At 67.9% G+C, this 11,610-nt stretch carries 12 protein-coding genes; 10 read left to right on the top strand and 2 right to left on the bottom strand.

Features of this window, described 5'->3' with window-relative positions; genetic code table 11:
• Positions 1-13: 13 nt before the first annotated feature.
• A complete protein-coding gene (locus LV75_RS28210; RefSeq protein ID WP_253890262.1) occupies positions 14-1,606 on the bottom strand; it encodes a Na+/H+ antiporter in 1,593 nt (530 codons plus the stop codon).
• A gap of 14 nt (positions 1,607-1,620) precedes the next feature.
• Between LV75_RS28210 and LV75_RS28205 the strand changes: the two genes are divergently transcribed.
• On the top strand, positions 1,621-1,878 hold the full coding sequence (locus LV75_RS28205) for a UBP-type zinc finger domain-containing protein (protein WP_253890260.1): 258 nt from the start codon (positions 1,621-1,623) through the stop codon (positions 1,876-1,878).
• A 53-nt stretch (positions 1,879-1,931) separates the two neighbouring features.
• On the opposite strand, the gene LV75_RS28200 is transcribed toward LV75_RS28205, so the two are convergent.
• A complete protein-coding gene (locus LV75_RS28200; protein ID WP_253890258.1) occupies positions 1,932-2,987 on the bottom strand; it encodes a glycerophosphodiester phosphodiesterase in 1,056 nt (351 codons plus the stop codon).
• Between the two features lie 375 nt (positions 2,988-3,362).
• On the opposite strand from LV75_RS28200, the gene purD reads away from it, so the two are divergent.
• The 9 genes from purD to LV75_RS28155 all read left to right on the top strand — a co-directional run bounded on the left by purD (position 3,363) and on the right by LV75_RS28155 (position 11,582).
• Entirely contained in the window at positions 3,363-4,631 is a 1,269-nt protein-coding gene (purD, locus tag LV75_RS28195) for a phosphoribosylamine--glycine ligase (RefSeq protein WP_253890256.1), read from the top strand.
• A 93-nt stretch (positions 4,632-4,724) separates the two neighbouring features.
• Positions 4,725-5,138, top strand: a complete 414-nt coding sequence (locus LV75_RS28190) for a PE domain-containing protein (protein ID WP_253890254.1) — start codon at positions 4,725-4,727, stop codon at positions 5,136-5,138.
• On the top strand, positions 5,131-5,745 hold the full coding sequence (locus LV75_RS28185) for a DUF3558 domain-containing protein (RefSeq protein WP_308211057.1): 615 nt from the start codon (positions 5,131-5,133) through the stop codon (positions 5,743-5,745). The genes LV75_RS28190 and LV75_RS28185 overlap by 8 nt, the downstream gene beginning before the upstream one ends.
• Before the next feature lie 9 nt (positions 5,746-5,754).
• Positions 5,755-7,005 (top strand): PPE domain-containing protein, encoded by a 1,251-nt coding sequence (locus tag LV75_RS28180; RefSeq protein WP_253890252.1) that lies wholly within the window; start codon positions 5,755-5,757, stop codon positions 7,003-7,005.
• Between the two features lies 1 nt (position 7,006).
• Positions 7,007-7,771, top strand: a complete 765-nt coding sequence (locus tag LV75_RS28175; RefSeq protein WP_253890250.1) for an ESX secretion-associated protein EspG — start codon at positions 7,007-7,009, stop codon at positions 7,769-7,771.
• Between the two features lie 64 nt (positions 7,772-7,835).
• Positions 7,836-8,135, top strand: a complete 300-nt coding sequence (locus LV75_RS28170) for a hypothetical protein (protein ID WP_253890248.1) — start codon at positions 7,836-7,838, stop codon at positions 8,133-8,135.
• A 10-nt stretch (positions 8,136-8,145) separates the two neighbouring features.
• A complete protein-coding gene (locus LV75_RS28165) occupies positions 8,146-9,219 on the top strand; it encodes a WXG100 family type VII secretion target (protein WP_253890246.1) in 1,074 nt (357 codons plus the stop codon).
• Positions 9,220-9,265: 46 nt separating this feature from the next.
• The gene (locus LV75_RS28160; RefSeq protein WP_253890244.1) at positions 9,266-10,420 is read left to right on the top strand and encodes a pyridoxal phosphate-dependent aminotransferase; all 1,155 of its coding nucleotides are present in this window, start codon (positions 9,266-9,268) and stop codon (positions 10,418-10,420) included.
• A 994-nt stretch (positions 10,421-11,414) separates the two neighbouring features.
• On the top strand, positions 11,415-11,582 hold the full coding sequence (locus LV75_RS28155) for a hypothetical protein (RefSeq protein ID WP_253890242.1): 168 nt from the start codon (positions 11,415-11,417) through the stop codon (positions 11,580-11,582).
• Positions 11,583-11,610 lie beyond the last annotated feature (28 nt).

Raw genomic sequence — 11,610 nt, 5'->3', positions numbered from 1 at the left:
TCCGCGGCTGGCCCTACTCACGGTCTAGAGCGGCCTCTTCGAAGTCCAGCTCGCGCTGCACCCGACGCAAGATCTCATCGTCGATCTCACCTCGGTCCCGAGCTGCAACGAACACCTCACGCTCCGCTGCCAACATCCCTCGCCGCAACCGGCGGAACGCGGCTGCCGGGTTCTCTTGCTCCTGCCTGCCCAGCCGTTCCCAGACAGCATTACCTCGGTGTTCAGCGAGGGCGCGCAACTTCCGTGCCATGTGCTCGGGCACGTCGTCGTCGACCAGCTCATCAAGCCGGTCCACTGCCGCTCGAGCCGCCGAGCTCTGCACCTGCGCTTCCGCCAAGACCCGGTCTTGACCGTCCTCGGCGCGCACCTTCAACCACCGGATCACCACCGGCAACGTCGTCCCCTGCACCAGCAACGTCCCGACCGTGACCACGAAGGTCAACAGGAGCACCACGTCACGGCCCGGCATGTCCAACGGGATCGCCGCCGCCGCGGCCAGCGACACCACCCCGCGCATCCCGGCCCACGAGATGACCGTCAACGACCGCCAGCCGGGCTGCGGTTCGCGCCGCCGGATGTGCGGGAACAGCCACCGCGGCACGTGCGCGGCGGGGAACACCCAGACGAACCGGACCACGATCACCGCCACCAGCACCGCTGCCGACGCCAGCAGCAGCGCCGCGTCCAAGTGCACCGCCGAGACGATCGAGCGCACCTGGAGGCCGATCAGGGCGAAAACCAGGGACTCCAGCAGCACGTCGACCGACTTCCAGACGGCCGTCTCCTGCAACCTGGTCGCGTAGCCCGCCGCTGTGGCGTTGTGGCCCAGATAGAGGCCCGCGGCGACCACGGCGAGCACACCGGACGTGTGCAGCTCCTCTGCGAGCAGGTAGGCCCCGAAGGGCACCAACATGCCTAGCGCGCTCTCCAGGACACCGTCGCCAAGGCGGAGCCGGATCTTGTGGATGACCACGCCCAAGACCAAGCCGACCAAGACGCCACCGATGGACGTGACCAGCAAGGTGACGATGCCATCGGTCCACGAGAAGGCTGCCACCCCAGTAGCAGCGGCCACCGCGACCTTGAACGCCGTTAGAGCTGTCGCGTCGTTGCCCAGGCTTTCACCGGTCAACAGGGTCATAGACCGTCGCGGTAGGCCTAGCTTGCGGCCAATGGAGACAGCGGCAACTGCGTCCGGTGGGGCTACCACAGCTCCTAGAACCAGAGCTGATGCCAATGGCAGGTCGGGCAGGACCATGTGAGCCACGACACCGACTACGGCCGTCGACACCAGGACCAAGCCCACCGCCAGCAGCCCGATCGGCCGGATATTGGCCTTGATGTCCAGGTAGGAGCTGTCCAAAGCGGCCGAGTACAACAGCGGCGCCAACACCAGAACCAGCACCAGCTCGGGGTTCAGCTGGAAATCGGGTACCCCTGGGACGAACGACACAGCGAGGCCGACGGCGACCAGCAACAACGGCGCTGGCCAGTCAACTCGCCGCGCCACCGCGGCGACCGCCAGCGACCCGGCGAACAGCAGCAGAAGTTCCACACCCGCCTCCTCGTCCTCGTGCGCAAGGATCGCCCATGCGAGTAGCCGCATGAAAGGAGCGGGTCATGACCTGCCAACACATCGACACCCTGCCCGCGGGGGTCACCGCCGAGGCCGACGTCTGCCAGGACTGCGTCGCCGAGGGCAACCGGCACTGGGTCCACCTGCGGCTCTGCCTCAGCTGCGGCCACGTCGGCTGCTGCGACTCCAGCCCGCTCAAGCACGCCACCGCCCACTACAAGGCGGCCGACCACCCGGTCATCCAGTCACACGAACCGGGTGAGGACTGGCGCTGGTGCTACGTGGACAACCGGATCGTGTGAGAGACGGCGGGCCGCCACCCCCTGCCGGTGGCGGCCCGCCGAGATAAGGAGGGTCAGCGCCGCGGGAACGCCTCCGCGCGCGAGGCCACCGCGACGTCGGTGTTGTCGGTGAACACGCCGTCGACCCCGGCCGCCCAGAACGCCGAGAGCTCACCGAACAGGTCGCCGTACTCAGACGGGACCGCAGAGGAACGGAGGTTCGCGGGGAGGAACACGTTTTCCGCGCGGAAGGTGTAAGGATGCACCTTCAGTCCTGCCTTGTGCGCGTTAGCGACAAGAGCCGTCGGCTGCGCCAAGTTGCCCGCCGCATCCCGGGGGATGACCTGGTCCTTAGCCGGACCAATCCCGTAGGCGTATCGCGCGACGTCACGCAAACCAGCCGGGGTCAGCAGGTCCGCGTAGGTCCGCTTGTCGCCACTAGCCACGAAGTCGTAAGGAGCGCCAGAAGCCGAGGTCAGCTGGATCAGGGGCACCCGCAGCTTGCGGCTGAACTCGACGAGGTTGCCCACCTCGAAAGACTGCACGAAGACCTTCGCGCCACGCCGGTTGAGCCCGTTGCGCTCGAGGGCCTCGACGACCTTCGGGTTCAGGTCCAGCCCGAGCTTGCGGAAGTAGGTGGGGTGCTTGGTCTCGGGGTAGATCCCGATGTCACGCCCCAACTCCCGCGACAAGCGCTTGCTCAGGTCGATGACCTCCTGGAAGGTCGGCACCTGGTAGCGGCCGTTGTAGATCGTGTTCCGCTGCCGCACATCCGGGATCCGCTCGACGGCCCGCAGCGTCCGCAGCTCGGCCAGCGTGAAGTCCTCGGTCCACCACCCGGTCACCGACACGCCATCGAGCACCTTCGTCGCCTTACGCGCCGCGAACTCCGGCCGCTTCGCGACGTCGGTAGTCCCGCCGATCTCGGGCTCGTGCCGCGCGACAAGAACCCCGTCCTTGGTCGAGACGAGGTCGGGCTCGATGTAGTCGGCCCCCATCCGCGCCGCGAGCTCGTAGCTGGCGAGCGTGTGCTCCGGCCGGTAACCCGATGCACCCCGGTGACCGAGAACCAGCGGAACCGCCCGGTTGCCGTGCCGGTCGTCGTCGGGGGTGGCGCTAGCGGTGCTCATGGTCGCAACCCCTAGCAGGGTCAAAGCGGCCACGGCAACGCCGATGGTCCGGGTAGCAGGCATTCTTCCTCCTCGTAGCCCGCGAGCTGACCGGCCAACCCTCGCCGCGCACCACGACGTCCCGGCCACGCCCCAGCGAAACCTCCCCCACGCGCAGATGAACCCCCGGCGCTCCCGTTCCCCCGCAACCGCCGGGCCGCACCTCGACGAACTCCCTGCGCCCCGGCTCGGTCATCCACAACCCCGCTGGCCATCCACAGTCCACTCGCCACCGTCGCCCCACCGACCATCCCCTGGAAGGATCGATTCGGGGGCCTGCTCGGTTGGCCGGGGCGGCGGAGGCGCCCGGTGAGCGGGCCTCTACCCTGGCTGACCGTGCGAGTCCTGGTGATTGGGTCTGGTGCCCGCGAACATGCCCTGGTCCTGGCGTTGTCGAAGGACCCGGAGGTGGTCGCGCTGGCGTGCGCCCCGGGCAACGCCGGTACCGCGTCCCTCGCCGAGACCTACGGCGTCGACGCGGTCAGCGCCGAGTCCGTGGTCGCGCTCGCGTCCGACTGGAAGGCCGACCTCGTGGTCATCGGGCCGGAAGGTCCGCTGGTCGTGGGGGTCGCCGACGCGGTCAGGGCCGCCGGTGTCGCCTGCTTCGGCCCTGGCGCGGACGCCGCCCGCATCGAGGGCTCCAAGGCGTTCGCCAAGGACATCATGACCACCGCCGGGGTGCCGACCGCGCACAGCGAGATCGTCGACAACCCCGCCCGGCTCGACTCCGCCCTCGCCCGCTTCGGCCCCACCTGGGTGGTCAAGGACGACGGCCTCGCCGCGGGCAAGGGCGTCGTGGTCACCACCGACCTGCCCGCCGCCCGCGCCCACGCCATGACCCTGCTCGACGGCGGCCACCCGGTCCTGCTCGAATCGTTCCTCGACGGCCCCGAGGTGTCCCTGTTCTGCGTGGTCGACGCCGCAGGCACCGTCGTCCCGCTGCTGCCCGCGCAGGACTTCAAGCGCGTCGGCAACGGCGACGCGGGCCCCAACACCGGCGGCATGGGCGCCTACGCCCCGCTCCCGTGGGCCCCGGACGGCCTCGTCGCCGACGTCGTCACCCGCATCATCGAGCCGGTCGTCCAGGAGATGGCCCGCCGAGGTAGCCCCTTCTCCGGCCTCCTCTACGCGGGCCTGGCACTGACCTCCAACGGTCCCGAGGTCATCGAGTTCAACTGCCGCTTCGGCGACCCAGAGACCCAGGCCGTCCTGGCCCTCTTGCGCAGCCCACTCTCGCGACTGCTCCTCGCCGCCGCCCAAGGCAACCTCGCCGAGCACCCCCCGCTCGAGTGGGCAGATGGCTCTGCCGTCACCGTCGTCATCGCCGCCGACGGCTACCCCGACCGCCCCCGCACCGGCGACACCATCACCGGCGCCGAAGCCGACGGCATCCTCCACGCGGGCACCCGCCGCCGCGACGACGGCGCCCTCATCTCCGCGGGCGGCCGAGTGCTCGCCGTGGTGGGCACCGGCGAAACCCTCACCGCCGCCCGCGACGAGGCCTACCGCAAGGTCACCGCCGTTCACCTGCCCGGATCCCACCACCGCACCGACATCGCCCTCCGCGCCCTCAACGGCGAGATCGGCGTCCCGGTCACCAACTAGGCCGTTCTCGCGAACTCACGGTGACGACCCCACCCACGTTGGTAGCCTCGATCGGGAGACAACGACCACCGCAGGCCCCCGGGGGTACCCGCCATGACCGACGCCACCCAGTCAGGCGCGATAGCGGCGGTCCTCGCGACCGCCCACATGGCCGCTGAGTCCCTCCACCGGACGACCGCCACCTCAGCAGGCCAGTTCCTCATCAACCACGACAACGTCCTCGCCGCCGCCAAGGTCATCCAAACCCAGATCGACACCCTGCAGCCGCAAATCGACACGGCCATCGCTGACCTGGAGATCGCGGCCCCGGGGAACGACGAGGTCAGCATCCGTGTCGCACACGAGTGGAATGACCGCTTGGTTCACCAAAGCGGCTCCTACAGTGTGCGGGTAGCCGAATACATCACGGGATTGCGGAACCTGGTGAACCAGTTGAAGGACAGCGCGCGGGCGTACGGATACAACGAGGACGAGATCAGCGCGGCCTTGGGGGCAGCGGGTGCGTAAGCGGGTCCTCGCGTTGGTCGCGACGTTCGTGGTCGCGGGTTGCACGGCGACGGAAACCGGCACACCCACCACAACCGTGGACGGGGGGGAAACCACCGCGCCGAACTCCAGCGAGTCGCCCACCAAGACCAGCGTGTCGGTTCCACCACGCCCTAAGACCCTCAAACTGGACTCGATCGATCCCTGTGCTTTGTTGACCGCGGACCAGCGAGCTGGGTTGAAGATTGATTCGTTCCGCCCGCAGACCAACAGCACTGAGCAGTACCGCGGCGCCAAGGAGTGTGCCTTCGAGATCTCGGCGAAGGCGCCTTATTACCGCTACTACGCGACGCTGGTCACGACTGAGGGTGTCGAGGTCTGGTTGTCCGGCGACCGGAATGTCGACGCGAAGCTGATCTCAATCGGGGACTTCGCCGCCGTTCGCTACGACCTCGCTGGTCAGGGCGCGAACGCCGCTCCGTGCACCGTCGCGGTTGACGTCGCGCAAGACCAGCAGTTGCTGATCAGGACGTCCACCAGTGGCAAGGATTTCACCCAGGACGAGGTGTGCCGGATGAGCGAGAAGGCGGCTGATCTGGCGTTGACCACGTTGAAGACGTTGGCGTGAGGGGCTGAGATGGCGGAGAACGGGCTGGCTGACCTGCGGTTCGAGGGGTACGGCTACGACGCGCTCGCGGATCAGGTCGACCGGCTGCGGCAGGGGCCCGGGTCGGAGAGCCTGTTCAAGGCCGTCCGCGCGCTCATGCAGATCGCCGACGGGTTGGCCGACACCGATCGGGCGTTGCGGGCGGAGTTGGCGAAGATCGGCGTGGAGTGGCAGGGCGCGGCGGCTGATGGTGGGGTTGAGGCGACCAAGCAGTCGTCGGTGTACGCCGAGGAGGCGGTGCCGACCGTCGCGCAATCGGCCGGTGGTGTGAGCAAGCAGGGCGACGCGTTCTCCACGACCCGCAACAGTGCGCCCGACGGCCAGCAGTTGCGTGGTGCGAACCAGATGAACATGTGGGACAAGGGGATGGGCCTGGTCGGCCACACCACCCCGCACGCCGCCGAGGTGCAGCGGACCCAGGCCGCGCGCCAGCAGGCCGTCGCCGCGATGAACGACTACGCCCACGGCAGCCAGAACGCGCTCGGCAACTTCCAGAACCTCCCGGTCCCGCCGTCGGTCGGCGTCGGCACCCAGATGCCCGGCAGCAAGGGCACCACCGCGGTCCAGAGCTTCGAAACCGGCCAGGGCACTTTCAACCCCTCCGGCGGCCCAGGTGCCAACCGGACGCAGGTAGGCGCACCTCTCCCCGGTAGCTACACCGGGAGCAATCCCGGACTGGTCCCCACAGGTGGCCCCGCTCCCACGGTTGGTTCGACCCCCGGCAACCCCCCGCAGTTGGGACTAGGCCGTGTCGCAGGCGTCGGCCCTGTCACGCCAGGCTTGGGCGGGCTACCGGCCACACCTAACGCCCTCAGCGGCTTCCGCCCCGGTTTCCCCGGCCAGTTGATGGGCGAGATCGCCACAGCCGCTGGCATCGCCGGTGCAGGTGGCGCCGGTGCCGCAGCTGGCGCGACCCTGGAGAAAGACAGGGTCGTACGCGGAGGCGGCGCTGCTCCTGGGAAGAACACCCCGGGCTCTCAGCGCCCTGTTGGCCCTGTCGCCGGTGTACCGGAGGAAGAGGCACGAGCCGCTCGCAACGCTGAGAAGGTCGGCGGGGGTAAGGGCGGCAAAGCGGCGTCCTCGTTGATGCAGCCTGCCGCAGGTGCGGGCGCCAACGGGGAGGACGACGCTGAGCACGTGCGGAAGTACGGCATCGACTCCGAAGACCTGTTCGGCGACGATCGTCTAGTGATCGCTCCCGTGCTCGGCGAAGACGCCTGACTTGTCCACCAGCATCGTCCTGTCCGCCCTCGAGTTCGACGTGCTCTGGGAGTCCGAGCGGCTTCCGCTGCGGCACGTCGCCATCGACGTCCCCAGCCCCGGTATGACCCACACCGAGCGCGCTGAGCTCGTGCACGCCGCCTTGGCCGACTTGGAGCGGCGTGGCCTGGTCGAGCGTGGCCGCGCGACACCGGAGGTGGCCGACCGGCTCAGCCTGCTCGCGCACGCCCAGGTCAGCGTCGACGCCTGGGTGTGGACCGATCGGGAGATCAAGGCCCTCGCGGTGGTGTCCGGCGATCAGGCGGGCCTAGCGGTGGTTGATAGCGACCAGGTCTGGCTCATCCCCGCGCGTAAGACCGGCTTGGCTGAGGCGGCTGTGTCAGTCGCCGGTGACGCCCCCGCAGGCCCCGGCCGTTCAGTCAGCCTCCCGCAGGCAGTCCTAGCTGACGCAGATAGGCGTGCCGGTGGCGAACCGCAGAACCTGGTGACCCCCCTGCAACGCGCCGGGTTGCCGCTCTACGAAGCCCAGTCGGTAGCGCTCATGTTCTCCGGCATCGGTGTATGTGGGCAGTTCGGTGTTGAGCGTGTCGTCCGCGATCAGCGTCGACAGCGGATCGACAGGGTCATCGCCTTCCACGACACAGCCCAGGGCCGGTACGTGCACGTGGCCAAGACTAACAACGACGGCCAGGTGTGGAGCACGATCGCCCCGGCGGACAACGCCCGGCTCGCCGCCGCGGTGTGGGACCTCCTCGACGAAGCGTGATCGACTGGAACCGGTCCCCCGCCGCGCCCGTCTGAGTCGGGCACCGAACTGGCAAGGGGGAGCTGTGGCAGGGGCTGACTACAACCTGCAGGCCATCGAGCAGTGCCGAGCGGCCATCGCGGGACAAACCGGACCGATCGTCGCGACCGGCGATGTCCTCCCACGTGCGGTGGGTAGCGCGGTCTTCGGCAATCTTCCCAGCTCAGAACCATTAGCCGCTGCTGTTCGGGCCCTTGCGGGCGCCTCAAGCGACGACCTCGACCGGGCAGGTGCGCTGCTGGCGGCGATCGACCGCGCCTTGGACGCGATAGGTACCTCAGTGGCCAACAACGAGCAGGCCGCCACGCGGTCGTTGACCGCGTAAGGGGCGTGCGATGACCGCGAGGGACGCCGCCGCCGGTCTCGGAGGCACCGCTGCCGAACTGGCTGAGAGCGCGAACAAGATCTACTTGGCACAGTCAGGTGCCATCAACGACTTAGCTGCCAAGTTCACTCAAGCCGCCGCCGATAGCTCTGACTCTGTCGGCAAAGTCAACAGCTCGGTGACCCAGTTGGACAGTGCGTGGCAAGGTAGCTCTGCCGACGCATTCGTCGCATACATGGCCAACTTCACCAAAGCGGGCCAATCGCTCAACGAGACTCTTACCGCTGCTGCGTCCGACTTACGCGCAGCCGCGACCGGCGTCCAAGCTGCCCGAGACGCGTTAGAGGGAGTCTTCGGCGAGCTCTATGACAACGCCACCGCGTGGATCAACTCCAACCCGGACGCGACAGAGCAAGAGAAGCGCGGTCATGTGGACAGCCTCGCTAGCGGCTACCGAGGTCGCGTGACCACCCAGATCGACAACGCCGAGCAGGCTCTCTCTACCGCTGCCTCCGCGTTGAAGGGGCGCACGCCAACCCCCAGGTTCTCCAGCATCCCCGAACCAGACGCTCAAGCGTTCGCCCCAGCCGCTAGTAAGCAAGTCGAGTGGGCTACTACAAAGGCTTCTCCAGACAGCTCTAGCCACGGTGGCTCTACCGGGAGCGGTGGCGCTACCGGTGGAGGAGGCATGGGCTCCAGCGGCGGCCCGCCCAGCAGCCCGCCACCCGGCAACGTCCAAGAGTGGATCCGGCAGGCCATAGAGCTGCTGCGTGCCCAGGGCGTCAACGTCACCGAGGCCGATGCCCAGCTCATCTGGGAGATCATCCAGCACGAGTCCGGCGGCAACCCGAACGCGATCAACAACTGGGACTCCAACGCCGCCAAGGGCACCCCGTCCAAGGGGCTGATGCAGACCATCGACCCGACCTTCAACTCGTACGCCCTGCCCGGCCACACGAACATCTGGAACCCGGTCGACAACATCTGCGCGGGCGTGAACTACGCGGTCTCCCGCTACGGCTCGCTGTCCAACGTCCCCGGCATCAAGGCCACCCACAACGGCAACGGCTACGTCGGCTACTGACCGTCACAGCTCGTCGCGATTGGCGCCCGTCACTACGCTGGACCCCATGCACGCCCTGCTCAAGGTCGCCGCCCGGGCCGCCGTCCCACCGTTCCACGTGATGGATGTGGTGTCCGCGGCCAACGCCCGCCAACGCACCCACGGCGACATGCTGTCCCTCGCCGCAGGTCAGCCCTCTAGCGGCGCCCCGCAGGCCGTGAAGATCGCTGCCGCAGAGGCTCTTGGGTCGCAACCCCTGGGCTACACCGAGCAGCTGGGCATCCCCGAACTGCGCGAGGCCATCGCAGGCCACTACGCGACCCGGTACAACCTGGACATCTCGTCCCAAGACGTAGTCATCACCACCGGCTCCTCCGGCGGCTTCCTCTTGGCCTTCCTGTCCGCCTTCGACACAGGCGACCGCGTAGCTCTAGCGCGCCCCGGCTACCCGGCGTACCGAAACATCCTCTCCGCCCTGGGCTGCGACGTCATCGAGCTCCCTTGCGACGAGAGCACCCGCTTCCAACCGACCGTCGACATGCTCGACGAGATCGGCCCCATCGACGGTCTTATCGTCGCTAGCCCCGCAAACCCCACCGGCACCGTCTTGCCCCCGGCAGAGCTAGCAGCCATCGCAGGCTGGTGCGCAGAACGCGGCGTCCAGCTAATCAGCGACGAGATCTACCACGGCATCTCTTACGGCGCCGAGACCGCGTCCGCCTGGCAGTTCTCGCGTGAAGCAGTGGTCATCAACTCGTTCTCCAAGTACTTCGCCATGACAGGCTGGCGCCTCGGCTGGATGCTCGTCCCCCAACGCCTCCACCGAGCGGTCGACTGCCTCACCGGCAACTTCACCATCTGCCCCCCAGCCATGTCCCAACACGCAGCGGTAGCCGCATTCGACCCAGAGGTCTACGCGGAGCTAGATGCCCACGTAGCCCACTACGCCGCCAACCGCACCCTCCTCCTAGACGCCCTAACCTCCACCGGCATAACCCAAGTAGCCCCCGCCGACGGCGCCTTCTACGCCTACGCCGACGTATCGCACCTGACCCATGACTCAATGAGCTTCTGCCAACGCCTCTTGGCCGAAATCGGCGTAGCCCTAGTCCCCGGCATCGACTTCGACCCAGAACACGGAAGCCACTCCATCCGCTTCTCCTTCGCCGGTGCCACCCACGACATCAAAGAAGCCCTGAACCGCCTCGCCACCTGGCTCTAGCCCTCACCTCCGCACGGACCCCTCTCAGACCTGTCGGTGCCATCCCGCCCCCCGTCAGGTCCGCCTCAGCCCACCTTCCCAGCGCCTGGACACTCAGACCCTGCGGTGCCATCTCAGCTTCCGTCAGGTCCGCCCCAGCCCACCTTCCCAGCGCCTGGACAGTCGGAAGATGCGGTGCCATCCCAGCCCGCTCTCGTCAGCCCTGCCAACCCAGCCCGGCGGCCGTCGGAGTCGCTGGTGCCAAATGCTCGATGGGGTGGACCTGTTTTGTGTGGGGGGACGGCACCCGTAGCGTTTCCGCGCGGCAGGGCCTGCTTTTGGGCCCCTGCTTTGCGGTTCTGCGTCGGGTGTCGTAGGGGCCCCGCGCAAAACAGGTCCACCGCATCGAGCACAGCTCGAAAATCGCGGATCGGGCCCGAGGTTGCCGCCAGGCAACGAGGCGTCCGAACCGGGTCGCCGAGGTCGCCGCCAGGCGACGAGGCCGTCCACCGGAGCCGAAGGCGGAGGCCCGAATCCCTTGCCCCGCATCAGAACCCCGGCCTATGCAAGATCATCTACCACAAGACCCCCCGATATACAGCCTACCGAGCGGGCCCGACAAAACGGGACCAGCAAGCGAGGCCTGTGGACCGGCAACGGCGTTGTGGATAACCAACCCTCAGTGGCATCCCAAAAGCCTGCTACGCCAAGATCAAATCGCCTTAAGTGCCCCCAATTCACAGCCTACCGAAGCACCCCAACAACCTGCACCCACCGACCGGGTCGCCTGTGGACAACTCTCAGCGCTAAAGCCGATCCCGCGCCAAGTCTCCAGCGCCAACGCCCGCTGCCAACGTACCGCCCGACGAGCGCAACATCCGGCGACCCAAATGGACAGCCCACGCCGGGTGACCAACAATCCACCCAGGGCGACGCCCATCCGAACCCCGGTCCGTTGGGAACGTCCACCCCCCACCCCGCGTTGACCAGTCACAACCCCCGGAAGGCGGCGGACATGCTCATCAAGATCATTGGCGCGATCATCGTCATCTGGCTGGCATTCACCGTGATCGGCTTCGTGTTCAAGGCCATCGGTGCCCTCCTCATCGTCGCCGCGGTGGCCACGGTCGGGGTGGCGGCTTACGGGGCGATCAAGGGGAAGTCTCACCGCCAGATTCGCTAGCCAGAACTAGCCCGTTCGGGTGAGGATG

Source organism: Actinokineospora diospyrosa, assembly GCF_024171925.1.
Classification (GTDB): Bacteria; Actinomycetota; Actinomycetes; order Mycobacteriales; family Pseudonocardiaceae; genus Actinokineospora; species Actinokineospora diospyrosa.
This window is presented reverse-complemented; position numbering and strand designations above follow the sequence as displayed.